The sequence below is a fragment of the Lederbergia citri genome, assembly GCF_018343625.1.
In the GTDB taxonomy this organism is placed as follows: domain Bacteria; phylum Bacillota; class Bacilli; order Bacillales; family Bacillaceae_C; genus Lederbergia; species Lederbergia citri.
This window is the reverse complement of record NZ_JAGYPG010000002.1, coordinates 1,222,898-1,247,672: the sequence shown is the minus strand read 5'-3', so window position 1 is coordinate 1,247,672 and position 24,775 is coordinate 1,222,898. Positions and strand designations below refer to the sequence as shown.

Sequence of the window (24,775 nt, the reverse complement as noted above, 5' to 3'; positions counted from 1 at the left end):
TAGTTGTTTTTTCAATCGAAATAATAGAATTCGTTCACAAAACCTATGAACTGATAGTCTTTGTTCATAGGTTTTAATATAATAAAGGGTAAGAGACCAGAGAAATCTAATTCGAAACATATATATGCTGAACGAATATAAATGGAAAGGGGTTTAATAAATGGAGAAAAAGATTGATAGAGAAAGGTTAATGGCGAATTTGTTTAAGGCGCGTTTTCCCTTTCTTTATGTAGCGACATGGGAAGAGGATAGAGTACTTTCACTCATACATTCAATTGCTTCTAATCAGGAATTAATTAAGACAGAAAGAAAAGTACTTACTTGGAAGCTAACTACTGGCTTTGAGGGAGAAGGAACTGGGAGAGCTGATACAAAATCTGCAATCAAAGCCTTGGAAATGATTGAAAATTATCAAAGTCCAGCTATTTTTGTGCTTCAAGATTTTCATATATTTTTTGGTGGTGAAGGGCGTCAGCCAGATCATCAAGTGATCCGTAAATTAAGAGATATTAGTTCAAAATTAAAGCACAGCTCCAATCCAAAAAACGTTGTATTTCTTTCTCCAGTCTTGATACTTCCTCATGATCTTGAGAAGGATATTACTATATTTGATTTTAACTTACCTACATTCAATGAAATCAAAGAAATATTGGACGAAATGATTGCTGTTAATAAACAAAGTGGTCGGATTGAAATAAGTCTAAATGAAGAGGAAAAAGAAAAACTCGTAAATGCAGCTCTGGGACTTACTTTATCTGAGGCGGAAAATGCATTTGCTCGGGCTATGGTAGAGGATGGAAAGCTTTCCATAAAAGATGTGGAAGTAGTTCTTGGCGAAAAAGAACAAATCATTAAAAAGACAGAAATTCTTGAATTTATTAATAACCGGTTAAATATGAAGGATGTAGGAGGACTGGAAAATTTAAAAAGATGGTTGCGAAAAAGAAATAAGTCATGGCTCGAGTCAGCTCAAAAATATGGTCTTCCTGCTCCAAAAGGAGTTCTGATTACTGGTGTACCCGGATGTGGTAAAAGTCTTATCAGTAAGGCCATTAGCGAGATGTGGCAACTTCCTTTATTACGGCTCGACATCGGAAAAATATTTAGCGGGCTCGTTGGAAGCAGTGAAGAAAATATGAGAAAAGCGATTCAAACAGCAGAAGCGATTGCCCCTTCAATATTATGGATTGACGAGATCGAAAAAGGTTTTAATGGAGTAAACTCATCGGGAGACGGGGGAACAACTTCTAGAATCTTTGGGCATTTTCTAACGTGGATGCAAGAAAAGGAAAAGCCTGTATTTGTTATCGCCACCGCGAATAATATATCTAGTTTGCCTACGGAATTATTGCGAAAAGGTCGATTTGATGAAATATTTTTTGTGGATTTGCCGACACATCGGGAAAGAATTGAGATTTTCAGAGTTCATTTAGAGAAAAGGTTAAAAGATCCTGAAATTTATGGTAACTTCCAAATCAATCAGGACAATCTAAATACTCTTGCAGGATTAACAGAAGGATTTGTCGGTGCTGAAATCGAACAAGTGGTCATAAATGGATTATTTGAGGCATTTTACGAAGAGCGAAGTGTAACAATGAATGATTTTGAAAAAATATGCAAACAAATTATCCCATTATCAGTCACGCAAGCGGAGCAGATTAAAAGTATTCGAGACTGGGCCAATGTAAGAGCTGTAGCGGCAACTCCGTTTGAAGATCGATCAGAATATAGTGAAAGTGTTGAGACAGCTGATAGTGATATTAGTACATCACGCGGAGGCCGTACGATTGATTTTTAGAAAGAAAGGTGGATGAAGCTCTGTGAGTATTGAACTCGTCTTGATACCAGTGGGAATTGTTGTCATACAAGCTGCAAGTTCTTTAATTGAGAGAAAAGAAGGGAATACATACAGTGTCCATACGGTAATGAAGCGACAACACCTGTTGCAAAAAGCAATAGAACAATATGGCTGTAATGTTTCAGAAATAAACGAGAATAACTATCAAACAGAAGTGGGAGACATTAAAATTTTCTTCCGGCAGAATGAGAAGGGAATATTTGAAGCGATATTTGATGAAAGTGTCAAAAGAGAAGAGGCATTGGAATTTATTGAGAATCTTCATACGGAATATAAATATTTAATTCAGCAAGAGACCTACCAAAAACTTCTACAACAGGCTCATGAAAAAGGTCTTTTATTAGAGTCAGAAGAAATTCAGCAAGACCGCTCTATTCTTTTAACATTTAATATAAATTAATTCGATTGATAGGTGGTCAAAATGAACGATAAAAAGTTAAAAATAAAAATCACAGAAGACGGGAAAATATTCGCGGAGACGATAGGAATTAAAGGCAAGGAATGCATGGAGTATATCGAGATTTTAGAGGAGCTGCTTGATGCGCAAACTATTGATTCTGCTTATACGGCGGAATACTATGAAATAGAAAGGCGGACAACTCTTCAAAACAAGCAGCAGGTCATTAAGGGGGAATAAATATGGCTATTACAAATAAAGGAAAGGCATGGGAGCTACGGAATTCAATCTGGGTACTATGGGCGATTTTTTCGTTTGGATTTTTGAATTATGTTTCGTTTTTTTATGCCTCCTATCGGGTCAAACAGAGAAAGTGGTTTATTGCCGGTATCATTTATTCAATAATATTTATTATGACTATGGTGGTAACTGAAATTTTTCCAGAGGAACATTGGGTTTACAATCTTACAATGGTTGCTTTCCTTTTAGGTTGGATTTTTTCAGTTTTCCACGTATTTAAAATTAGGCCAGAGTATTTATTAAGGCTCGAGGCGAGAATCGCATCCGGACAAAAGGAAAAAGATATTCAATCTTTGAAAGAACAAATTAACCGAGAATACAGTGGAGCTGAACCATTCCTTCGCTCAAACAACGATTCGAAGACTACTACTATTCAACCGAAGCATGAAGAAGAAATTGACATCATTAATATAAATACTGCTACAGAGGAAGAGATTGCTAGAGTCCCTGGAATAGGAGCTTTATTTGCAAAAAAAGTAGTAGATGCAAGATATAAGGAAAATGGTTTTACTTCGTTTGACCATTTTACGGAAGTCTTATCCATTAAACCGCACCTTGTTGAAAAGATGAAACCATACCTTGCCTTCCCTGAAAAAACAAAATCGAATGCCCCAGAAAGAGCGGAAGGGAGAATTGTCGACTTCTAATGGAACTGGTGATTCATCGATACTTACCACTTACTACAGTAGAAGGTCCAGGCAAAAGGTTTTGTCTATGGGTACAAGGTTGTTCAATTCGTTGTGAAGGATGCGGGGTTCCTTGGACATGGTCTAAGAAAAATGGAAAAACGATTAGAGTGGAAGATCTTTTTAACGAAATTAAAAAAAGCAAGGACGAAAACAATATAGAAGGTGTGACATTCTTGGGAGGCGAACCTTTTGATCAAGCGGAAGCCCTTGGAGAGTTGGCCTTTTTAGTAAAAGACCTTGGATTAACTGTCATGACATTTTCAGGCTATCATTATGAAGATCTGCAAAAAAGGAAAAATGCTCAACGTCTTCTTGCGAACACTGATTTATTGATTGATGGACCTTTCATAAAAGATAAGCTGGACTTAAGTAGGCCATGGGTTGGGTCTTCCAATCAAAGATATCATTTTTTGACTTCTGTCTATAAGCATTTAGAAAATAACTTAATGACAATTGGGAATAAAATTGAAATTCGCATTAGTGAAGAAGGAGCTGTGTCCGTCAATGGAATGGCTACACAGCAAACATTAAATGAGTTATTTGATATGAAAGAATTTAGAAAAATAAAGAGCAAATAAATTAGGAGGAGAAAAACGATCTGTTTTTCTCCTCCTGATTTTATTTGGGCAGCCCTAACTCGTTATTCAATCGAAATAACACCTTCACTGCCTTGCTCCACTTTCCCTTGTTTCCTTACATTCAATTTCGTTAAATTCGTAAAAATAATCGGGGTAATTTCTGATGTTGCATGCTTTTTAATGTAATCCAAGTCAAAAGTAAGAAGTTCTTGGCCTTTTGATACGTGTTCGCCATCATTTACATGTATAGTAAAGCCTTCTCCTTTCAGGTTTACGGTATCAATTCCGACATGAATCAAGATTTCATAGCCTTGACTGGATTGAATGCCAATTGCGTGCTTTGTCGGGAAGACATTCAATATTTCTCCATCGACAGGAGAGACTACCGTCCCTTTTTCAGGGATAATTGCAAATCCATCTCCCATCATTTTCTGTGAGAAGACTTGATCTGGTACGTCTGTAATTGGAACAACCTCACCTGTAATGGGCATGACAAAATCTTTTTCCGTTAGCGGTAAAAGTCTATTCGTATCAGGAGCAACATCACAGGATTCAGATTCAGTAAATTTTACATGATCCATATCCATCTTTTTCATCGCATCTGCAACGAATTCGACGTCGGTTCCCACTACAACTTGCAGGTTCGTCTTACTTAGCTTAGATATCCCTTTTGCCCCATGTGCTTTGAGGGCATTATCCTGTACTTTATCCATGTCTCTTATATTCAGACGGAGGCGGGTTGTACAGTTATCGATGGTGGTGATATTATCTCGACCACCAAGGTCTTGAATGAATTGATAAGCCATTCGATCATACTTATCGCCGGATGGAGTTGCACCAGCATTTGTGTCCTCGACAATTTCTTCATCCTCACGTCCGGGTGTTTTAAGGTTAAGCGCCCTAATCAAAAAGTAGAAAATGACGAAATAAACGGCGGCATAAATTAGCCCAATCAAAAGTAATAGCATCGGTTTCGTAGCGATATTAAAGTTCAGTAAATAATCAATTCCACCGGCTGAGAACGTAAATCCATCTTTGATACCAAGAGCGGTTGTTAGCCATAAAGAAATCCCAGTTAAAATAGCGTGAACTCCATATAGTAGCGGTGCTACATACATAAAGGAAAATTCAATTGGTTCTGTTATCCCTGTGATGAAGGAAGTTAGCGCAAGACTAATGAACATCCCAAAAACGGCTTTCCTTCTCTCTGGTTTGGCAGCCGCAATGATGGCAAAAGCGGCTGCCGGTAATCCAAACATCATAATCGGAAAGAATCCTGTCATATAAGTTCCGGCTGACGGATCACCAGCAAAGAACCTTGCAATGTCCCCCGTTTTCCCATTAAATTCTCCGAATTGGAACCAAAATAAACTATTTAAAACGTGGTGGAGACCTAGCGGGATGAGCAAACGATTGAAGAATCCGAACAATCCTGCTCCTGCTGCACCAAGTCCAATTATCCAGTTTCCTAAAGCATCAATGGCATTTTGAATAGGTGGCCATCCAAACCCAGCTATAAACGCTAATACAACCATAACAAGAGAGGTGATTATCGGCACAAAGCGCCTGCCACCGAAAAATCCTAACCAATCGGGGAGCCTTATATCATGAAATCGGTTATATAATAAGCCTGCGATAATTCCCGCAATAATTCCACCAAGGACCCCCATATTAATCGTATCATTAAGGGCTTTTGCCCCTTCTGTCAGCACCAAATAACCGATAGCACCCGCTAAAGCAGCGGTTCCATTGTTATCCTTAGCAAAGCCAATAGCAACACCAATCGCAAAGATTAAAGCCAAATTATTAAAAACAGCGTTTCCGGAATTGGCTATAAAGGGTATATCCAATAAATCAGGTTGTCCAAATCGCAAAAGCAGCCCTGCTGCTGGCAAAACAGCTATAGGAAGCATGAGCGCCTTCCCAATCCGTTGTAAAAATCCAAGCATATATACGCCTCCTTTTTGTATGTATGAGTATCGCAATCGGAAGATATGTAAGTTCTTTACCCAAATTGCCTATTAAATATCGATTTTTAAAATAGGTAAATTAAATATTTTTAAAGTATTTTGCCAATAAATAACTAAATATATTCAGTTAACTGGAAAAGGAGCTTTTCAATAAAAGGCATTACGGAGTGCAAACATACTACTGAAAAATTGGGGAAAATAAAAAAGCACTGATTATAGGCTTCAGTGCAGTGAAAAATTTATTAATCAGTATCCTTTTTCATTGGAAGTTCAAGCCCAATAGTGTTCTATAGTCCTCCGGCTGAACTACAATGTCCGCTAATGAATATTCATCTAAAACAGAAAGGTAAGCATCGAGTGCTTTATAGAGGAGCGAAAGAATTTTTGCAAGATAAAATAGATAAAAATACAATCTGTTATGTATGCGGTCCTGTTCCGTTTTTGCGTGCGGTTGTAAGTATACTTGAAAATCTAGGTCTTCCTGAAAACAATATTCGTTATGAATTCTTTGGACCTGCTATGCAATTACAAAAAGAAAAAGCTACAGTCTAAGCAAAGGCTGTCTCTTCAAGGGTAATAGATCCCCTTCTTGAGACAGCTTTTTTTTAGATGTCTAGCTCCAGGCGCCATCGGCTCGAGGTCAAATAACCTGATACGCAAAAAGTCAAAGTACGGACTTTTGCGTATCAGAACATTTGCTTGTCGCCGATAGGTATGGCGCCTTGCGCTTTTCTTATAAGTTACAAAATTGTAAGGTTAGTGGATAAATTGTAAGGATAAGTTATGGTTGAGCCTCCCTGTTTCTTTTATAGTAGGTTTATAAGATAAACGAGGGATGGATAAAATGGAAAATCATATTGTTTTAGAAGCCACAAATATAAAAAAGGTTTTTGGATCGAAGGGAAATATTCATACGGCGTTGGATGATATCGAATTGGATGTGTACAAAGGGGAATTTGTCGGAATTATGGGTCCTTCCGGAGCAGGGAAATCCACTCTATTAAATGTGTTATCAACGATTGATGTCCCAACTTCAGGTGAAATAAAAATCGACGGACAAAACATTATAAAACTTAAAGAAGAAGACTTAGCGGACTTTAGAAGAGATAAATTAGGTTTTATTTTTCAAGATTACAACTTAATTGATACGCTAACTGTAAAGGAAAATATAATACTTCCACTTTCCTTAGCAAATGTACCATATTATGAAATCGAAAGTAGGGTGGAGAGAGTTTCTAAAGCTCTTGGCATTGAGAATATTTTACAATCTTACCCTCATAGCATTTCGGGAGGCCAGCAGCAAAGAACGGCAACAGCTAGAGCGATCATTACAAATCCAAGCCTAATCTTTGCAGATGAACCGACAGGGGCGCTCGACTCGAAATCAGCCTATATGCTCCTCGGAACGCTCGCCGAATTAAATATACAAGAAAAAGCTACAATTTTAATGGTTACTCATGATGCTTATGCAGCGAGCTTTAGCAACCGCGTCTTATTTATAAAGGATGGGTCGATTTTCACTGAAATCAGGAAGGGCGACCGCAGCCGCAAGCAATTTTTCGGGCAAATCATCGATATCCTCGCTACCCTTGGCGGAGGTGGACATCATGACGTTATTTAACCTTGCCAAAAAGAATATTAAGCTGAATACAAAGCATTATCTGCTCTATTTTTATCCGATGGTTTTCAGCATTGTCATTTACTTTACATTTGTTTCGCTCCAGTATAATAAGCAAATTAACGAATCAGCGACCACCCTCGGAAAAGTGGAGCCCGCTTTTATGGCAGCATCCGTCTTGCTGTTGTTGTTTTCAGCGATCTTTATCTGGTATTCAAACGACTTTTTCATAAGAAAACGAAAAAAAGAGGTTGCCCTATATTCCTTGTTTGGGATGCGGAAAAAGCAGGTTGGTAAGCTCCTATTTTATGAAAATCTCATTATGGGGATTATTGCTCTTGGGATTGGAATAGCGATTGGCGTCCTTTTATCTAAGCTTTTTACGATGCTTTTAATAAGGTTAATGGGGTTCTCAATCCTCGCTAACTTCGAAATATCATCTGGAGCGGTTATTCAAACGTTAGTCATTTTTATTGTGATTATTGTCGTGACATCGATTCATAATTACCGGATGATTTACCGCTATACGTTATTGGATCTGTTAAAAGCAGATAAGCAAGGAGAAAAGCAGCTCAAGGTGTCAAAAATGGCCGCTACAGCATCTTTATTGGCGCTTGGACTGGGTTATTTTGTTTTACTTCAACCTGGCGATTCCAGTATTTATAAAGAATATGGTTTCCGTGCTGTCATGTTTTCCCTGCTTATGATTTTAATTGGCTCTTTTCTTTTTATTCGTTCTGTTTTCGCAGTTCTGTTAGAAAGAATAATGAACGTAAAAGGGATTTACTTTAAAGGGGTAAATTTATTAAGTGTTTCCCACCTTCGCTTTCGAATGAAAGGAAATACGCTCATCTTATCCATGATTGCGTTATTAAGCACGGTTACGCTTTTTGTTTTAGGGGCGATTTTTGGTTTACATCATAACGTGACCGCGATAGCAGAAAGTAATTATCCGTTAAGTCTTATGTATACATCGCAAAATAAGGAAATGGACGAAGAGATCGCTAAGCTCTTTTCGAGTAGCAAAGAACACGAGATTGTCTTTTCGGATCGTGTCGAGTATATACAGGTCCAAGGAGATCTTTCCGAAATAGGAAGATGGAATCCAGTTATGATTTTATCGGAAAAGGAATATCGACGTTTAGCTGAAAAAATCGGAAATCATAGCGAGGGCGTTGGAAAAGATAGAGCTATTGTCTTTAATGATGGAAATATTAATCAAAATACTGACCCTTATACAGGTAAAACGGTTACGATTATGAATCACAAGTTTACGATTCAAAAATATGAAGAAGAACCGGTGTTAAATCAAAATTATTTTGTATTACCAATGGTTATCAATGATGCCGACTATGAGCAGATTAAAGAGGGCGCTACTATCAAAGAATTACAAGTATTTAAAGTGAAAAACGAGAAATCAATGGAACCATTAATGAAGAACATTCAAGAAATAGTTTTTAAAGATTTAAATGTTGATCAAGATTCTATGATATTTTCTTCGTTTTTTCAGGAGTATCAGCATGGAGTTGAAACGTACGGTTTACTTATTTTCATCGGTGGCTTTTTAGGGATTGTATTTTTGCTAGCGACAGGCAGCATGCTGCACTACAAACAGCTGACCGAGGCAACTGCTGATCAAGGACGTTATCTTGTTCTAAGAAAAATAGGAATGAGCAGAAAGCAAATTCAAAAAACGATTGCTAACCAATTACTTCCTGTCTTTGTATTGCCGCTAGTAATTGCCATACCTAATAGTTCTTTTTTAATCTCTGCACTTGCAAGATTTTCTAAAATGAATTTGTTATTGCCTTTCTTGGGTACAATCATCATTTATATGGTAATCTACCTTGGCTACTATTTGATAACACTGAGAAAATACAATGTGATTGTAAATCGATAAATAAATCAGCGCAGTGGAAAAATCTAATAGGAATGTCAAAACGTCTAATAGAAACGTAATCATCTAATAAGAAGGCCGAAACTTCTAATAGAATCACTAAACAGCGAATAGAATTCCGAAAAAGATTCATGGAACTGAAGAGGACATTGAATAGAAGTAGGAAATGACAAAGTTGCCCTCGCCAAAAAGTATATAAGTTAGGACGTGATACAGTCATCACGTCCTTATTTATGTGTAAATTCCTGTCGTAACAAGTCAACGGTTTTTGAAAAATGGATAGATGCTTCAGTATATCTCCCTTCCTTAGATTGAAGGGAGAGCTGATGACCTAATTTACCGGCAATTTTATTAGCGAGGTATAACCCCATCCCGGTAGAAGCGGCAACTTGTCTTCCATTTTTACCTGTAAACCCTTTTTGAAAAACTCTTGGCAAATCCTCTGAAGGAATACCAATTCCGTTATCGCGAATGAGAATTCTTCCTTTATTTTGATCGATTTGAATTGAAATTTCACCGCCAACGGGTGTGTATTTTAATGAATTTGATAAAACCTGATTGATGATAAATAGAAGTCCTTTTTTATCTGTTAAGACTTCTAAGGGAGATAAATTTAATTGAAGTCTTATTTTTTTTGATAAAAATAATTTCCGGTTCCCCTTAATCGCTTCCTTCATCATTTGTTCAACATCGATCTCTTGTATGAAATAATCTTTGCTAAAATCACTCGTTCTATTGTAATAAAGGGCTTGTTCGACTAAATGCTCGATTTTTTCTACTTCTTCTTCTAAGCTATTTGGTATCTGGTTTGTTTCAATCATCATTTTGGTTACGGAGATCGGCGTTTTAATCTCATGTACCCAAGATGTCATGTATTCGTGCCATTCTTTTTGTTCATTTTGAATTTGTTCGATCTTTCTCTCAAATTGTTCTTTTTGAATATTTAATAGTTGAACAATGAATTTCTCTTCGGATTTGTTAATCTGTGAAGGTTTTAAAATATATCGTGAATTAATATGATCTTTTAATTCACGATAGAACCCTTTTTTCTTACGATAATCAAATAGTAAATAAAATGAAAAAAGTAAGGTCAATATGAACAATAAATAAAGAAGATTACTTAGATGAATATGTACGTTTGGATCCAGCCATATGATAATGGATGTGATAGCTAATACGAAGAAAAATATAAGCAAAAGAGACAGATTATCACGAAGGTAGTTTTTCCAAGTCATTGTAATAAGTATCCTTGTCGTTTCTTAGTCGTGATGGCATCTTCAACCCCAATCTCCTCCAGCTTTTTCCGTAGCCGATTTACATTCACGGTAAGAGTATTATCATCAATAAACTGCTCATCCTCCCATAATGCCCGCATAATTTCATCCCGAGATACAATCTGACCTGTCTTTTTCATTAAGAGATAAAGGATCTGGAACTCATTTTTCGTAAGGGCAGCCTTTTTACCCCGGAATTCGACAAAGGCATTTTGGAGGTTAAGGGTGAGCTCGCCGACCGTAAGCATGTCCTTTTCCAAATGTTGAATAGAGTTGGATCTTCTTAGGACGGCATTCATTTTTGCCACCAATACTTCGAGTGAAAATGGTTTTTGGATATAGTCATCTCCACCCATATTTATCGCAATGACAATATCCATACTTTCCGAGCGAGAAGAAATAAATATAATCGGTACATCTGAAAGCTGCCGCAGCTTGCTGCACCAATAAAAACCATCAGTTCCTGGTAGGTTTATGTCTAAAAGGATAATGTGGGGGTTTTCCTTTAACGCGATTTGGTCGATATTTACAAAATCCTCAACCAAAACAGGTTGGAAATTCCACTTTACTAAATATTGCCCCATTAAGCTACGCAATTTATGATCGTCTTCAATAATTAAAACCTTATACATGTTTATCACCTAAGTTCAGTATACAAAGGGAGCTAGGATTTTAATAGAGGAGGAAAATAAAAACACCTCCTTGAATAGATACAACTATGTTTATTAATAAAAACCAAATTAAGAGTTTTCGATATAAAATACTTTTTAAATAAAATAAAATCGAGCTTGATAGACTAAGCTCGTTTTGTTTGGAAAAATATAAACACTAAATGATTAGATATTTATTCTTTTATTTTCAATCTTTTAATGGTCTGATCCTATTCTTCCTTTGTTTTTGATAAAAGATAATGCTCGATCCCATCTAATATCCGCTCGAGTCCAAAATCGAAGTCATCTCCTACAGTGTTCTTCTCTTTATATTCCTCGGTATAGGCTCCTGACATCAAAACAGGATATAGATCAGGGTAGCGGTCTTGTGTAACAAGTTTTTTAAGTGCTGCGGTGTAGTCGAGACCGCTAATTTCACCAGGACGTTTTCCTGTTTGCATTGCCATGGTCATATCCTTCATGATAATCCCACACCAACGTGCATAGCCACTTATAAGAAGAACAATCGCCATCTTTTCATAATCGTTTAATGGGAGATTACGAGTCGTTCGGAGCGCCATATCTACCCATTTTAGCTGATTGGGTGTAAGAGGTACACTTGTAATAGGAATGTCACTAAACCAAGGGTGGTCCTGAAAAACCTTAATGGTCATTCTTACATACTGACGTATTTTTTCACGCCAATCTGCATCCACTTCTTCATTTGGATAATCAATATCAGAAACTTTCTCCTGCATTAGTAAAAGTAAATCATCCTTACTAGGAATGTATCGATAGAGTGACATAGGCGTAAACCCTAGAGACGATGCCAGTCGGCTCATTGATAATGTTGCTAGTCCTTCCTTATCTGCAATTTCTACAGCAGCTTCAACGATTTGATCGATATTAAGTTCTCGCTTTGGCCCGCGTTGTGGTTGTTTCCCTAACCCCCAACTTAATGCTATCCCAGAAGGCAATCCTTCAAATTCGTGGTCTGATTTCTCTTTATCCTTCACGTTTAATTCACCTCTAGTTTTTTCACTGCAAATTTCAAAAATAATTTAGAAAAAAATTACATTTTATGGTTGCAACTTAATTGTATATGCAATATACTGTGTATGCAATAAACTGTTTATGATGTATACAAATTAAAAGGAGGCAATCTTATGAGTGAATTTGCAATTGAGGTCTATAACATTCAGAAGAAATTTAGGAAACTAACTGTTTTAGATGGGATAGACTTAGCTGTTCAGAAAGGGATGATTTTTGCCCTGCTTGGTCCGAATGGTGCAGGAAAAACAACCTTAATAAATATATTATCTACGTTAATTACACCTGATGCAGGATCGGTTCGAGTGGCAGGCTATGACATTGTAAGGAATAAGGAAGAAGTAAAAAGTTCCATTAGTCTTACTGGTCAGTTTGCGGCAGTTGATGAAATGTTAACGGCGGAAGAAAATTTACGAATGATGGGTAGACTTTCAGGTCTGTCTCGCAAAGAAGCACGTTTACGAGCGGATGAATTAATTGAACATTTTGATTTAACGGATGCTGCTCGAAAAAGGGTAGGGACATATTCAGGAGGAATGCGACGACGCTTGGATCTTGCGGGCAGTCTTGTCGTCCACAGACCCATTTTATTTTTAGATGAACCAACAACAGGTCTCGATACTCGCAGCAGACGCGCGCTATGGGACATCATTCTTCAATTGGCTAGAGAAGGTGTTACGGTTTTTCTTACGACCCAGTATTTAGAAGAAGCTGATCAGTTAGCCGATGCTATTGCGGTGATTTCAAATGGTCAAATAGTAGCACAGGGAACCCCGATGGAAATGAAATCACGGATTGGCAACGAAGTAGTTGAATTACGGAATGAAAAAGATGAAGTGATTCACGAGATTCCAACGATCGGAAATATTTACGAAGTCAAACAAATTCTCGAACAAGTGGCTGCTGAGATGCCGATAAATACACGAATAAGCATCCGCAGACCTAGTTTGGATGATGTATTCTTATCACTAACTTCTGAAAAAGGGAGGGTTTCATGATGAACATGATTTCACAAACAAAAAAACCGTCGTTGCTGGTCAACAGCTTTGTATTTATTGAAAGAAGTTTACTCCATAGCCTTCGTAATGTAGATGCATTGATAATGGCTATTATGCTTCCCATCATGCTCATGTTGATGTTCACATATGTATTTGGCGGGGCCATTGATCCGAGTGGACAATATGTAAATTATGTAGTTCCGGGCATTATATTGTTGTGCGCGGGATTTGGGTCATCTTCTACTGCATTTGATGTGTCTACTGATATGACGAATGGAATTATTGATCGTTTCAGAACGATGCCTATTCAAAGTATGAATGTAATTACAGGGCATGTTGTTGCAAGTCTTGCACGTAATCTTCTTGCAACAAGTATCGTAATCATCGTTGCTCTGCTGGTTGGATTTCGTCCAAGTGCCACTATCTTTGAATGGTTTTCTGCAATAGGCGTTATTGCTTTATTCATTTTGACCATTACATGGCTTTTCGCAGCAATTGGCCTTGTAGCTAGCACTCCTGCGGCAGCGAGTGGCTATGGATTCATCATATTATTTCTCCCTTACTTATCAAGTGCATTCGTTCCAACAAGTACAATGCCAAAATGGTTGCAAGGAGTAGCTGAAAATCAACCAATAACACCTATCATTGAAACCATTCGTTCGCTCCTCGTGGGTGGTGAAGTTGCTAATCATATATGGTGGGCAATAGGATGGTGTTTGTTGATTCTTATATTGTCAATCATGTGGGCGGCATGGACATTCAAAAGGAAGGCAGGTAGTCGTTAGCTTAAGGAAAAAAGATGCGCCATTCTACTAGGTTAATTCTCTTTAATGGAATTACGATTGAAAAATATATATTGAGCAAAAAATTCATTCACCTCTACCTAAAATTTCCCTAATCAAAAAATTAATATTTTTCCCAAAAAATAAAGTATAATAGATTTACACTTATGAGTAGGGGTACAACACAATGATGAAAGAATGGAAAAAGATACTATTACTTGCGATACCGTCGATTGCTTCATTTGCTTCGTCGACGCTTACTGGAACGATAAATTTAATTTTAGTTGGTCATTTAGGAGCGCTGGCTATTGCCATAGTCGGTGTGACGAATGTTGTCATGTATAATGTTTGGGCGTTATTTTCAGGAATCGGTCATACTACGAATTATTTGGTTGCTCAAAATTATGGATCAAACGACATGAAAAAAGGTATAGAGCGAACGTATATTGCCTTTTATCTTTGTATAGCCGCCAGTGTGTTTATTTTATTAGTTGGATTGCTTTTACCTGAAGGAATTTTTAAAGTATTGGGCAGTTCAGCTGAAATGATAGAAGAAGGAACAAGCTATTTGCAAATTCGTTTCTTTGCAATGATATTCGGAACCTTCACATTTGTGTTTCATGGATTTTTACGAGGTATAGGTGATACGAAGACGCCGATGATTAGTACGATCATAGGTGGAGCTTTAATGATTTTTTTCACCTTCGGATTAACGTATGGAAAATTTGGTCTTCCTGAAATAGGATTGGTTGGTGCAGGGATTGCCTTTTTTATAGGTGAAGTTGTGACCTTCCTGTTTTGCGCTTATGTCTATTTCATAAAATTGCATCCAGAGTATGGCACGCGTGTACGAATAGCTTTTAATCGTTTAGAATCAAAGCTCATTTTCGGTGAGAGTTCCAAATTAGGAATTCAGGAATTCTCATTAGCAATGGCGATGTTCGTATTTACAGGCTTTGTCACAAGATTAGGAACAGAAGCATTAGCCGCAAATGAGATTGCCTTAAGCGTTATGAGCTTTGGCTTTATGCCAGCTTTTGCATTCGGATCGACTGCCACTATTTTAGTTGGTCAAGAAATCGGAAGAGGGAAACCTCTTAATGGTCGAAGGGCGGGAACACACACAGCCATTTTAGGATGTATATTTATATTGCTGCTTGGCACATTTGAATTTTTCTTTTCGGAACAAATTGCAAAAATTTATACTAAAGATCCCCAGGTGTTTCATTTAGCTGGTAAATTAATTATGATCTCTGCGTTTTTACAAATATTTGATGGATTATTAAATTTCTATGCTGGAGCTCTTCGCGGAATCGGCGACACTTCATTTTTACTTAAAATTTCACTAGTATTAGGATGGGTATTATTCATTCCACTAAGCTATGTATTGACCTTTACGCTAAACTTAGGCAGTGTTGGGGCATGGATATCCTTATATGCCTACTTAACAGTGTTTGGTATTAGTATGATGGTCCGTTTTTATCGGACAGATTGGAATACAATCAGGTTAAAAACGGTGGAAAATGCAAGTTAAAACTTTATCTAGAGTCAAGGCAACAAGATATTACTTCTTAGCCTTGGCTCTTTTTTATCATATTTTAAGGAGGATTTCTAAAATGCAAATAGTTTCCGCTTATGTATATGGAGGAAGACTGCTGTCAGTTGATGAGATTAAGGGAAATTGGTTAACGCATATCAATTATGCATTTGCAGTTATTAGAGATGGAGAAATCGTTCACTTGTTCAATCAAGAAAATTTAAATGTTCTAAAAAAGGTGAAGAGACTCTACCCTCACATCAAGCTGATTATTTCTGTAGGAGGGTGGGGAGCAGATGGATTTTCGGATGCCGCTTTTACCGAAAGCGGTAGGATGAAATTTGCTAAAACTGTTGCTCATTTTATAAAAGAAAATGATTTTGATGGAGTCGATTTGGATTGGGAGTATCCAAGTTCTGATATGGCAGGAATCAAGGCGCGAAAAGAAGATAAAGAAAACTTTACACTTATACTAAGGGAAATTCGTAAAGCATTAAAAGAGCTAGAATTGGAGAAACAACGACCGCTTTTATTGACCATCGCTGCCGGAGCTGAACCCTGGTATCTAGATGGAGTTGATTTAAAAGATATTGAGCCGATTCTCGATTATATGAATCTTATGACGTACGATTTTTATAATGGCTGGAGTAAAAAGACGGGACACCATACAAATTTATTTACTCCTGCACATCGACCTGAAGATAATAGTATTGATAAGGCAGTTAAACTATTTACAGACCAAGGGTTTCCAAAACATAAGCTTGCAATTGGTGCGGGGTTTTATGGCCGGGGATTGCGTTCCGTTAAAGCGACCGGCAATGATATTTTATATGCAGATGGTAGTGAAAATTTTGATGTAGGGTATTCAACCCTTGTAAAAGACTATATTCATAAAAATGGTTTTAAAAGATATTGGGATGATTCGGCCAAAGCACCTTATCTATATGATGGTGATGTGTTTATTACATATGACGACGAAGAATCTATCTTTTTAAAGGGACAGTATGTCGCAAAAGAACAGCTTGGGGGATAGTCATGATCCAACTGGAACATTATTGCAAGCCCTCATGAAAGGGATGGGGGTCCGCTAAAATTTCGAGAAAGCTTAGCTCGTAAATCTTCCAACTTCTTATGCTGTGCATCGATGTTTTGATAAAGGAAGGTTGGGTACATATTTGTTCTTCCAAGAAGGGAAAAAAGAATGGATTGGCGAATAAAGAAATATAAAAAAGGGGGTCAATTTTTGAAACCTACTATTCATAATAGGATTGATACTGTTTTTATCCACGTTCGAAATTTAAAAGAATCGGTAAGATGGTATTCGACTCTATTTGGACTAGAATTTCAAGAAGGGGAATATGAAGGACCAATTTATACGATCGACATGGGAGCTGATAGGCCGGGGCTAACTCTAGATAACCATTGCTTCGACAAAGATTATGATTTTAAACCTTCAAACCACCCCATTTTCAATGTGAGTACAGATGATATTAATGCTGCATATGAACATATCAAAAATATGGGGGCAGAAATTGTAACTGAAATCGAGACATTCCCAGACCTTGCAGATTTTTCGTTTAAGGATCCGGACGGAAATATCATAATGGTGTGTACCTGTTTTACATAATCCCGAAGAATTTTGCGAGATAAGAAGAATTGATAAAAAGGAGAATAATGATGGATACTTTAAAAAAGCCATCCGGCTTTCAAATGAGGGAAAACACGAGAAGTATTCTTGAAATCATAAATGTAGAGACTGGTGAAAGAAAAACATTGGCTTCATTTGATTACGTGATTGAGGCGCCGAATTGGACTCGAGACGACAAGCTGATTTATAACAGCGGAGGACTTATTTACTCTTTCGATATTCATACTATCGAAAAAACTGTGATTGATTCGGGCTTTGCTGATTTTTGCAATAATGATCATGTTTTGTCTCCCGATGAATCTCATATTGCTGTCAGTCATCACACTTTGGAAGACCGTCAATCCCGTATTTATATTTTTCCACTTGAGGGTGGAAACCCTACGCTGATTACACCGATGGCACCATCTTATTTACATGGCTGGTCACCCGATGGAAAGACGTTGGCATATTGCGCTGAGCGTAATGGGCAATATGATATTTATACGATTCCAGCAGCAGGAGGAGAAGAAAAGCAACTTACCGATTTTTCGGGATTGGATGATGGTCCAGAATATTCTCCAGACGGGAAGCATATTTGGTTTAACTCAACGCGCTCAGGGCTTATGCAGATTTGGCGCATGAATGCGGATGGAAGCGAGCAGACGCAAATGACGTTTGAAGAAAGCAATAACTGGTTTCCGCATGTGTCTCCTGATGGTAAAAGTGTGGCCTATATCGTTTATCGAAAAGGAGATGTCGAACCTGGCGATCATCCACCGAATAAGGATGTTGAAATACGGTTAATGTCCAGCTCAGGTGGAGAATCTCGTTTGCTTGTGGAACTGTTTGGTGGGCAAGGAACGATCAATGTGAATTCATGGTCACCGGATAGTAAGCATCTTGCGTTTGTGAGTTACGAACTTACTTGATTATGCGGCAACTGTTGACTTCTGCATCAAAGAATAAGTATAAGATGTATGAAAAATTCCCCTAAATAATAGGGCGATTTTTTGAAATGTAGCTAAACTAGATAGATTTAAGAGAAATCTGTTGTCAAACATGACAAAATAATCGGAAAATTGATATAATCTGAATAGAAACTACATAATTAGGGGAGGTACGGCGGTATGAAAATTGGTGTATCAAGCTGGAGTATGAATAAAGAATTTATCGAAAAAGGCATGACAATGGTGGATTTTGTTCGTGTTGTTAAAGAAGAATTTGGAGCGGACGCTGTTGAAATGGTCCATTGGATGGTGGGCGACTTGGATTCTGAAAGCGCTGAAAAAATGAAATTTGCTCTTGAACAATTTAGTAACCCTGATAAAGATCCTGAAAAAATTCAACAAGCAATTGGCGGATTTATGGAAGTTATGGAGAATGTGAGCCTGAACAAGCCGAAAAACCTGGATGATGTAAAGGCAGCTCTTGAAAAGCATGGGGTCCAAGTGCTTAATATGCCAATTGACTATGGTAATATTTCTGGTTTGGATGAAGAAAAACGCAAATCAGATCTAGAGGTTATTAAATCATGGATTGATGTTGCATCCTACTTAGGAAGTAAGGGTGCGAGGGTTAATACTGGTCAGCAGCCAGAAGACGTTTTCGACCTTTCTATAACAGCGAATTCATATAGAGAACTTGCTGAGTATGCCGAGACGAAAGGTGTTGCTTTAGTTTTAGAAAACCACGGTGGCATGTCGGCGGATCCAAAAAATATCATAAAGCTTTTTGAAATGGTGAATCATCCGAATTTCAGAATATGCCCTGACTTTGGAAATTTTGATCCGGACATCCGTTATGAAGCGATTGATATGATCTTTAACAATCCTATCTTGGTCCATGCAAAAACATATGAATTCAACGAAGACGGAAGCCATGTTCAATTTGATTTTGAAAAATGCATGGCAATCGCGAAAAAACATAACTACGACGGATACTATTCTGTAGAATTTGAAGGTCCTGGAGATCAAAGAGAAGGGGTCCAAAAAACAATCGACCTTTTAAAGAAATATAGTTAAATTGCAAAAATCGTCCACTAGTGGGCGATTTTTTTGTATTTGTAATAGACTAACCACTCCGTTTGTTTAGAAAATTAAGAGGATATTAAATATTTAAATTTTAATGTTGATATAGGTAAAAAGTACCGATATAATAGTGTATAGAAAATAATGGTGAAATATACATAATTTTGTTTACTGTAAAGCCTCAATCTATCTTTTTTAATTAAGTATAAAAAAGAAGGGAGCAATAAGATGAAAAAAGTATTTTCGGTTTTATTCTCAATGGTATTGGCTTTTACAATAGGATCGCCTGTTTTTGCTGCGAAAGAAAACGATATTATGGAAGCGCTCAAATTAATTGAAAAAACAAACAAAGAAATTGATGAAAAAATCGAAAAGGCAGTAAAAAAGGCCGATCAGTTACAGGAAGAGTATCTCTATGAAGTTCGGAAAATAGAAGAAGGAGATACAGTTGTTAAGTTAAACAAAGAAATAGGCAAAGTACAGTCTGATTTAAGTAAAGCTAAAAATGATGCTAAAAAAGAAGAGAAATATTACGAGAAACTATCAAAGCTTGAATCAAAGTTAGCAAAAGAAGAAGCAAAAATTGCAAATAAAATGTTTGAAATTCGACAAGAAATAGATGCAATCTCAGGGCAAATAATGTCTGGAGAAAAAGATAGTAAAAAGTTAGAGGGAAAAATAGAAAAATTAAAAGGAAAATTAGATAAAAAAGATGAAAAGTCTAAAGAAAAAACAGATAAATATACTAAAGAACTTGAGAAGTTAATTGAAGATATTTATAACGAAACAATTAAAATGTCAGCTGATACCATTGCTAAGGCTTCCAAAAAAGGTGTAATTGCAGAATGTAGTTGGCAGCTTGTACGGTTTGCTGATCGGTGGGAATGGATTGATCCTGTGCGTGTTGTAAAAATGTGATAGAGAATTAGATAAAGTGTGGAAAAGCGAGTCTGTCAGAAGGCCTCGCTTTCTTTGTATCAAGGGCAGAGGTGAGGTACATGGCTTTTACTATAGGGAGAAAAGGAGAACATATCGAACAGGTTAATTTGGAGTATTTTAATATTGGCTTACTTGCTCGTGGTGATGGTTCCGAAATTATGATTCAGAGGATTGTAAAAAATAATTTGTTTTATATTTATCCAAGTGACAATCCGAATGTTATGGAGTTTTTTTATATTTTAAGAGGTGAAATGGTCTGTGACTTGAATGGTGAAAAAATAAAACTTGGCCCTTTTGACTATTATACTGCTCATAACTTGAAAGAGCCGGTTCACTTTACAACACTAACAGATGTGGAATATCTATGGGTGATCACTGAGCCAACTTTTTATCAATTAAGTGACGAAATAACAAGTTTGAAAAACGTCGTAGATGAGGTAGAAAAAAAAGATCGGTATACATATAAACATAGTGAAAGAGTTTCTGAATACGCTGTGAAAATTGCGAAGAAACTAATGCTCCCAAAACAAAGTTTAGAGAATTTATATATAGCATCCATTCTACATGATATAGGAAAAATAAATACTCCTGGTGAGATTTTAAATAAAACTGGCAAGTTAACAGATGAGGAATTTGCCATTGTTAAACGCCATCCAAAGGATGGAGCAGAGATGGTTAAGGATCTCTACTATAACGAAATATCTAAAATCATTGAGCAGCACCACGAAAGATTAAATGGCAGCGGGTATCCCCATGGGCTAAAAGGAAATGCCATTCTACTAGAGGCAAGGATTATAGCTGTAAGTGATACATTTGATGCTATGACAGAAGATCGTTCATATCGGAAAGCTTTAAGCCTACATTTTGCTGTAGAAGAATTAAAACGACTGATCCATACTCATTATGATGAAAAGGTAGTAAACACTTTAATTGAGATTTTGAAAGAAGAAGGAAAAATCTAAAGTTATTGAAAGCGTGATAGGTAAACGAAATAAGTATAAAAAAAATCGTAAAAGCAATTGAAGAAATAGAAAAAATGCAACCAACTCTTTAAAAATCGTCCGTTTTAGGGCGATTTTTTTTTATGTAACGCTTGATTCTTTAAATTAAGAAATGCGTATAATAAGTTATAAAAAGTAGACATTAAAAAGGCTTTAAAGTGTTTTTTATACGGTAGGAAAGTATAAGATATTATATGATCTTTATTTTGAATAAATCCTCGTTGTCTAGCTCCAGGTGCCATCGGCTCGAGGTCAAAAACCAGCTACGCTAAAAGTAAAAGAACAGACTTTTGTCGTCTCAGAACATTTGGTTGTCGGGCGCCTTGCAATTTTCTTGTTAGTTTAAAAACATTAATTTTAATAAAGGAGAAACTATGGATAAAAGAATAGAAACAGGATGGAACTTAGACAATAGTTATTCGAGACTGCCAAATTTGTTTTTCACAAGCACGAACCCAACTCCTGTAAGCTCACCAAAGTTAGTTATCCTTAATCATTTGTTTGCCGAATCCCTCGGTTTGAACATCGAGGCAATGCAAAGTGAAGACGGTGTAGCGGTGTTTGCTGGTAATAAAATTCCTGAAGGCGCTTCGCCAATTGCACAAGCGTATGCAGGACATCAATTTGGGAATTTTACAATGCTAGGAGATGGCCGAGCAGTATTGTTAGGAGAGCAGATTACACCACAAGGAGAGCTGTTTGATATCCAGCTAAAAGGCTCAGGTAGAACCCGCTATTCTCGCGGAGGCGATGGGAGGGCGGCGCTTGGACCTATGCTGCGTGAATACATTATTAGCGAAGCGATGCATGCTCTTCGTATTCCTACCACTCGGAGCTTAGCCGTAGTGACAACGGGAGAGTTGATTATCCGAGAAACTGAGCTTCCGGGCGCTATTCTGACCCGGGTGGCAGCTAGTCATCTGCGTGTTGGTACATTTGAATACGCAGCGCAAAGGGGAACAGTAGATGAGCTTCAAATATTAGCTGACTATGCGATAGAGCGCCATTATCCGGATATTGCTTCTAAAGAAAATCGATATATTGCATTTCTTGAGGAAGTGATCAAGCGCCAAGCGGAACTTATTGCTAAATGGCAGCTCGTTGGATTTATTCATGGCGTAATGAACACCGACAATATGACGATAAGCGGGGAGACAATTGATTATGGTCCGTGTGCTTTTATGGATACGTTTGACCCCGCTACTGTATTTAGCTCCATTGACATTCAAGGTCGCTACGCCTACGGAAATCAGCCGTATATTGGAGCATGGAATCTCTCTCGATTAGCAGAAACGCTATTGCCGCTTTTAGACGAGCAGCAGGAAAAGGCCATTGAAATAGCTCAGGAAAAGATATCAAATTTCAGTACGCATTATTATACGCATTGGTTCGCTGGAATGAGAGCGAAACTTGGGATTTTTAACGAAGAAAAAGAAGACGAAGCATTAATCGAGGACCTTCTTAACATAATGAAGGATCAACATGCTGATTATACGAATACCTTCCGAGCGTTAACGTTTGACACTCAGGAGGAAGAGGATGTATGTGAATCCAGAGAATTTACTCAGTGGAAGGAAAAATGGCTTGCTAGACTCGAAAGACAGACAGAATCAAAAGATGCTTCGAAAGAATTAATGAAGAATAGTAATCCTTCGGTAATTCCGCGGAATCACCGAGTGGAAGAGGCTTTGGATGCTGCCGTTGAGAATGGAGACTATAGCGTAATGGAGCGCCTTTTGGCGGTCATTTCAAATCCTTATGAGTATTCCTCCGAACAAGAAGAGTATACTGTTGTGCCTGAGTCGCCGACTCCGTATCGAACCTATTGTGGAACGTAGTTTATAAAAATAATGCTGCCCATACATTTAAGGCAGCATTATTTTTGTTTAACGAAGTCTATAATACATATCAATCTGACTATCCTATTTCGTTTTATTAACGGTATTCCAGACAATAAGCAATAAATCAGCCGTTATTTACTCCAATTTAGCTAAGAAGTTTATTGAACTAATTTCTTAAAACTATGTTAATTGATTTCATATAACTGGATCCAGTATTAACAGGCAGGCTCATTTAATAGATGCACTTCTTTCATTTCTAAAAGAATCAGTAGAATAAGAGCTTACCTGTCAGAATATTATTATTCCAAGGTGTGTAAAAATCAGGGGAGGTTGAAATATTGGATATACCATTTTTTCGTCGAGCATCTGAGGGTAACACCGTTTTATTTTTAGGAAATAAAGTTTCTGTTTTAGTTGGCGGAGAGGATACAAATGGCCGGTATGCGACTATTTTAACTGAGGAAAGACGAGGGTTTGAACCACCCCCACACACTCATACGAGAGAAGATGAAACTTTTTGTGTTCTTGAAGGTGAAATTACATACTATGTTGACGATACTGTTATTCATGCCACTCCTGGAACGTATGTTTATGCACCTAAAGGGTTAAAACATACCTTTAAAGTTAACACGGAAAAAGCAAAAGTTTTACTAACTGTTTATCCCTCAGGATTTGAACAGTTTATTAATGAGTTAAGTGTTCCTGTTCCTGAACAATTGCCTCCTGCTCCAAGTGGTCCGCCTAGCCCTGAAGAAATTCAAAACTTGACTATGATTGCAGCCAAATATGGTATAGAAATATAATATTATGTAGCATACGAATTTTATTGAAAAACTATGAGGTACAAATGCTCGGAGCATAAAAGCTCCGAGAATTTGTATGTTAATTGAGTGATAGCTTTAATGTGAAAATAAGATTTTCTTTGCAAATTTCGTACTACTAAACGAACCCGTTAAAAATACAATTAGTCGCCTTTTTTCATAATAAAGCAAAGATGTCTTCCGCATTTTTTGTCTTGACGATAAGAGAAACCATGTTCACTTACATACGTACACGTTCTGTCAATGGCAATCTGCTTTTCCGGAACGCCCGCCAGCATACATTGTTTTTTCACCGTTAACTGATTATCAATATGATATTTGTTTGTCTGTTCATTATAATAGATAAAATCATCCGCATAACCAAGATCTTTAAATTTTATATATACATCCTCGTCGACTTCAAATTTTTCCTGACTTAGTGCAGGGCAAATTTGAACATGAAAATCACTAGGATCACAATTTTCCTCTTGAATTAAATGCTTAAAAAGCTTTAACGTAATTTCTTTAACAGAACCCTGCCATCCAGAATGAATGACACCAACAATACCTGTTCCTTCGTGATAAAAAATCACCGGGACGCAGTCAGCATTAAAGCTGCATAACAATAGATTCGACTCGTATGTGTATAAGGCGTCCGTGTTAGGAATAGCGGTTTCCATTTGGTTGGATCCTCTTCCTTTGTCCATAAGCTCTACTCGATGAAAATTCGCGCTATGGGTTTGCTTTGCACACACAAAGTCATCTAGCCCACAATTCAAACTAGCAGCCAACTTTTTGCGATTTTCCAATACTTGTTCAAGGTTATCGCATGCGTGAAGGGCCATGTTATTGCTTTCAAATTCCACTTCATCCTTCAAAGTCATACCAGCTACCATCTTTTTATTGTTTATATATAGCTTTGTTTTCATATGGTCACCACCA

At 37.2% G+C, this 24,775-nt stretch carries 24 protein-coding genes; 19 read left to right on the top strand and 5 right to left on the bottom strand.

Annotated features, from left to right (window positions below; translation table 11 throughout):
• The first annotated feature begins 160 nt into the window (after positions 1 to 160).
• From KHA97_RS14625 to KHA97_RS14605, 5 genes are read left to right on the top strand one after another with little or no spacing between them, the layout of a single operon-like run.
• Positions 161 to 1,798, top strand: a complete 1,638-nt coding sequence (locus KHA97_RS14625) for an AAA family ATPase (RefSeq protein WP_213125439.1) — start codon at positions 161 to 163, stop codon at positions 1,796 to 1,798.
• A 22-nt stretch (positions 1,799 to 1,820) separates the two neighbouring features.
• Positions 1,821 to 2,258: a DUF1257 domain-containing protein gene (locus tag KHA97_RS14620; protein WP_213125438.1), complete on the top strand. Its 438-nt coding sequence runs from the start codon at positions 1,821 to 1,823 to the stop codon at positions 2,256 to 2,258.
• A 21-nt stretch (positions 2,259 to 2,279) separates the two neighbouring features.
• Positions 2,280 to 2,495 (top strand): DUF2997 domain-containing protein, encoded by a 216-nt coding sequence (locus KHA97_RS14615; RefSeq protein ID WP_213125437.1) that lies wholly within the window; start codon positions 2,280 to 2,282, stop codon positions 2,493 to 2,495.
• A gap of 2 nt (positions 2,496 to 2,497) precedes the next feature.
• Positions 2,498 to 3,202 (top strand): ComEA family DNA-binding protein, encoded by a 705-nt coding sequence (locus tag KHA97_RS14610; RefSeq protein WP_213125436.1) that lies wholly within the window; start codon positions 2,498 to 2,500, stop codon positions 3,200 to 3,202.
• Positions 3,202 to 3,822, top strand: a complete 621-nt coding sequence (locus tag KHA97_RS14605; RefSeq protein WP_213125435.1) for a 4Fe-4S single cluster domain-containing protein — start codon at positions 3,202 to 3,204, stop codon at positions 3,820 to 3,822. The genes KHA97_RS14610 and KHA97_RS14605 overlap by 1 nt, the downstream gene beginning before the upstream one ends.
• Positions 3,823 to 3,884: 62 nt before the next feature.
• Here KHA97_RS14605 and nagE read toward each other — a convergent pair whose 3' ends face one another.
• Positions 3,885 to 5,771, bottom strand: coding sequence for an N-acetylglucosamine-specific PTS transporter subunit IIBC (nagE, locus tag KHA97_RS14600; protein WP_213125434.1), 1,887 nt, complete (start codon positions 5,769 to 5,771; stop codon positions 3,885 to 3,887).
• Positions 5,772 to 6,113: 342 nt separating this feature from the next.
• Here nagE and KHA97_RS14595 point away from each other — a divergent pair, with 342 nt between their 5' ends.
• The 3 genes from KHA97_RS14595 (at position 6,114) to KHA97_RS14585 (ending at position 9,310) form a co-directional block, all read left to right on the top strand.
• Positions 6,114 to 6,344, top strand: coding sequence for a hypothetical protein (locus KHA97_RS14595; protein WP_213125433.1), 231 nt, complete (start codon positions 6,114 to 6,116; stop codon positions 6,342 to 6,344).
• A 292-nt stretch (positions 6,345 to 6,636) separates the two neighbouring features.
• Positions 6,637 to 7,413, top strand: a complete 777-nt coding sequence (locus KHA97_RS14590; RefSeq protein WP_213125432.1) for an ABC transporter ATP-binding protein — start codon at positions 6,637 to 6,639, stop codon at positions 7,411 to 7,413.
• Complete coding sequence (locus KHA97_RS14585) at positions 7,400 to 9,310, top strand: ABC transporter permease (RefSeq protein WP_213125431.1); 1,911 nt, start codon at positions 7,400 to 7,402, stop codon at positions 9,308 to 9,310. The genes KHA97_RS14590 and KHA97_RS14585 overlap by 14 nt, the downstream gene beginning before the upstream one ends.
• Before the next feature lie 224 nt (positions 9,311 to 9,534).
• Here the strand turns inward: KHA97_RS14585 and KHA97_RS14580 are convergent, their stop codons facing one another.
• From KHA97_RS14580 to KHA97_RS14570, 3 genes are all read right to left on the bottom strand, one after another.
• Positions 9,535 to 10,542: a sensor histidine kinase gene (locus KHA97_RS14580; RefSeq protein WP_213125430.1), complete on the bottom strand. Its 1,008-nt coding sequence runs from the start codon at positions 10,540 to 10,542 to the stop codon at positions 9,535 to 9,537.
• The gene (locus KHA97_RS14575) at positions 10,539 to 11,213 is read right to left on the bottom strand and encodes a response regulator transcription factor (RefSeq protein WP_213125429.1); all 675 of its coding nucleotides are present in this window, start codon (positions 11,211 to 11,213) and stop codon (positions 10,539 to 10,541) included. Before KHA97_RS14575 ends, KHA97_RS14580 begins: the two co-directional genes overlap by 4 nt.
• Positions 11,214 to 11,461: 248 nt before the next feature.
• Positions 11,462 to 12,247 carry a TetR/AcrR family transcriptional regulator gene (locus KHA97_RS14570; protein WP_213125428.1) on the bottom strand — a complete coding sequence of 262 codons (786 nt, stop codon included), beginning with the start codon at positions 12,245 to 12,247 and terminating at the stop codon, positions 11,462 to 11,464.
• A 150-nt stretch (positions 12,248 to 12,397) separates the two neighbouring features.
• Between KHA97_RS14570 and KHA97_RS14565 the strand changes: the two genes are divergently transcribed.
• From KHA97_RS14565 to KHA97_RS14515, 11 genes are all read left to right on the top strand, one after another.
• Positions 12,398 to 13,279 carry an ATP-binding cassette domain-containing protein gene (locus tag KHA97_RS14565; RefSeq protein WP_213125427.1) on the top strand — a complete coding sequence of 294 codons (882 nt, stop codon included), beginning with the start codon at positions 12,398 to 12,400 and terminating at the stop codon, positions 13,277 to 13,279.
• A gap of 5 nt (positions 13,280 to 13,284) precedes the next feature.
• Entirely contained in the window at positions 13,285 to 14,064 is a 780-nt protein-coding gene (locus tag KHA97_RS14560; protein WP_213125801.1) for an ABC transporter permease, read from the top strand.
• 184 nt (positions 14,065 to 14,248) lie between these two features.
• Entirely contained in the window at positions 14,249 to 15,595 is a 1,347-nt protein-coding gene (locus KHA97_RS14555; RefSeq protein ID WP_213125426.1) for an MATE family efflux transporter, read from the top strand.
• Between the two features lie 82 nt (positions 15,596 to 15,677).
• Positions 15,678 to 16,631, top strand: a complete 954-nt coding sequence (locus KHA97_RS14550; protein WP_213125425.1) for a glycoside hydrolase family 18 protein — start codon at positions 15,678 to 15,680, stop codon at positions 16,629 to 16,631.
• A gap of 210 nt (positions 16,632 to 16,841) precedes the next feature.
• Positions 16,842 to 17,225, top strand: a complete 384-nt coding sequence (locus KHA97_RS14545; RefSeq protein ID WP_233713488.1) for a VOC family protein — start codon at positions 16,842 to 16,844, stop codon at positions 17,223 to 17,225.
• Between the two features lie 50 nt (positions 17,226 to 17,275).
• Entirely contained in the window at positions 17,276 to 18,154 is an 879-nt protein-coding gene (locus KHA97_RS14540) for a TolB family protein (protein WP_233713487.1), read from the top strand.
• Positions 18,155 to 18,352: 198 nt separating this feature from the next.
• Positions 18,353 to 19,246, top strand: coding sequence for a sugar phosphate isomerase/epimerase family protein (locus KHA97_RS14535; protein ID WP_213125423.1), 894 nt, complete (start codon positions 18,353 to 18,355; stop codon positions 19,244 to 19,246).
• A gap of 234 nt (positions 19,247 to 19,480) precedes the next feature.
• Positions 19,481 to 20,170 (top strand): hypothetical protein, encoded by a 690-nt coding sequence (locus KHA97_RS14530; RefSeq protein WP_213125422.1) that lies wholly within the window; start codon positions 19,481 to 19,483, stop codon positions 20,168 to 20,170.
• A gap of 80 nt (positions 20,171 to 20,250) precedes the next feature.
• Positions 20,251 to 21,153, top strand: a complete 903-nt coding sequence (locus KHA97_RS14525) for an HD domain-containing phosphohydrolase (RefSeq protein ID WP_213125421.1) — start codon at positions 20,251 to 20,253, stop codon at positions 21,151 to 21,153.
• Between the two features lie 413 nt (positions 21,154 to 21,566).
• A complete protein-coding gene (locus tag KHA97_RS14520; RefSeq protein WP_213125420.1) occupies positions 21,567 to 23,030 on the top strand; it encodes a protein adenylyltransferase SelO in 1,464 nt (487 codons plus the stop codon).
• Between the two features lie 341 nt (positions 23,031 to 23,371).
• Positions 23,372 to 23,836, top strand: coding sequence for a cupin domain-containing protein (locus KHA97_RS14515; RefSeq protein ID WP_213125419.1), 465 nt, complete (start codon positions 23,372 to 23,374; stop codon positions 23,834 to 23,836).
• Positions 23,837 to 23,997: 161 nt separating this feature from the next.
• On the opposite strand, the gene pgeF is transcribed toward KHA97_RS14515, so the two are convergent.
• On the bottom strand, positions 23,998 to 24,762 hold the full coding sequence (gene pgeF / locus KHA97_RS14510; RefSeq protein ID WP_213125418.1) for a peptidoglycan editing factor PgeF: 765 nt from the start codon (positions 24,760 to 24,762) through the stop codon (positions 23,998 to 24,000).
• Between the last annotated feature and the right edge of the window lie 13 nt (positions 24,763 to 24,775).

What these genes read in the sequence shown, in the direction of transcription:
- KHA97_RS14530 (WP_213125422.1), top strand. Translation starts at nt 19,481, where the DNA reads ATGAAAAAAGTATTTTCGGTTTTATTCTCAATGGTATTGGCTTTTACA.
- pgeF (WP_213125418.1), bottom strand. Translation starts at nt 24,762, where the DNA reads ATGAAAACAAAGCTATATATAAACAATAAAAAGATGGTAGCTGGTATG.
- KHA97_RS14555 (WP_213125426.1), top strand. Translation starts at nt 14,249, where the DNA reads ATGATGAAAGAATGGAAAAAGATACTATTACTTGCGATACCGTCGATT.
- KHA97_RS14540 (WP_233713487.1), top strand. Translation starts at nt 17,276, where the DNA reads ATGGATACTTTAAAAAAGCCATCCGGCTTTCAAATGAGGGAAAACACG.
- KHA97_RS14525 (WP_213125421.1), top strand. Translation starts at nt 20,251, where the DNA reads ATGGCTTTTACTATAGGGAGAAAAGGAGAACATATCGAACAGGTTAAT.
- KHA97_RS14565 (WP_213125427.1), top strand. Translation starts at nt 12,398, where the DNA reads ATGAGTGAATTTGCAATTGAGGTCTATAACATTCAGAAGAAATTTAGG.
- KHA97_RS14560 (WP_213125801.1), top strand. Translation starts at nt 13,285, where the DNA reads ATGATTTCACAAACAAAAAAACCGTCGTTGCTGGTCAACAGCTTTGTA.
- KHA97_RS14575 (WP_213125429.1), bottom strand. Translation starts at nt 11,213, where the DNA reads ATGTATAAGGTTTTAATTATTGAAGACGATCATAAATTGCGTAGCTTA.
- KHA97_RS14590 (WP_213125432.1), top strand. Translation starts at nt 6,637, where the DNA reads ATGGAAAATCATATTGTTTTAGAAGCCACAAATATAAAAAAGGTTTTT.
- nagE (WP_213125434.1), bottom strand. Translation starts at nt 5,771, where the DNA reads ATGCTTGGATTTTTACAACGGATTGGGAAGGCGCTCATGCTTCCTATA.
- KHA97_RS14595 (WP_213125433.1), top strand. Translation starts at nt 6,114, where the DNA reads ATGAATATTCATCTAAAACAGAAAGGTAAGCATCGAGTGCTTTATAGA.
- KHA97_RS14615 (WP_213125437.1), top strand. Translation starts at nt 2,280, where the DNA reads ATGAACGATAAAAAGTTAAAAATAAAAATCACAGAAGACGGGAAAATA.
- KHA97_RS14610 (WP_213125436.1), top strand. Translation starts at nt 2,498, where the DNA reads ATGGCTATTACAAATAAAGGAAAGGCATGGGAGCTACGGAATTCAATC.
- KHA97_RS14535 (WP_213125423.1), top strand. Translation starts at nt 18,353, where the DNA reads ATGAAAATTGGTGTATCAAGCTGGAGTATGAATAAAGAATTTATCGAA.
- KHA97_RS14580 (WP_213125430.1), bottom strand. Translation starts at nt 10,542, where the DNA reads ATGACTTGGAAAAACTACCTTCGTGATAATCTGTCTCTTTTGCTTATA.
- KHA97_RS14520 (WP_213125420.1), top strand. Translation starts at nt 21,567, where the DNA reads ATGGATAAAAGAATAGAAACAGGATGGAACTTAGACAATAGTTATTCG.
- KHA97_RS14550 (WP_213125425.1), top strand. Translation starts at nt 15,678, where the DNA reads ATGCAAATAGTTTCCGCTTATGTATATGGAGGAAGACTGCTGTCAGTT.
- KHA97_RS14605 (WP_213125435.1), top strand. Translation starts at nt 3,202, where the DNA reads ATGGAACTGGTGATTCATCGATACTTACCACTTACTACAGTAGAAGGT.
- KHA97_RS14625 (WP_213125439.1), top strand. Translation starts at nt 161, where the DNA reads ATGGAGAAAAAGATTGATAGAGAAAGGTTAATGGCGAATTTGTTTAAG.
- KHA97_RS14585 (WP_213125431.1), top strand. Translation starts at nt 7,400, where the DNA reads ATGACGTTATTTAACCTTGCCAAAAAGAATATTAAGCTGAATACAAAG.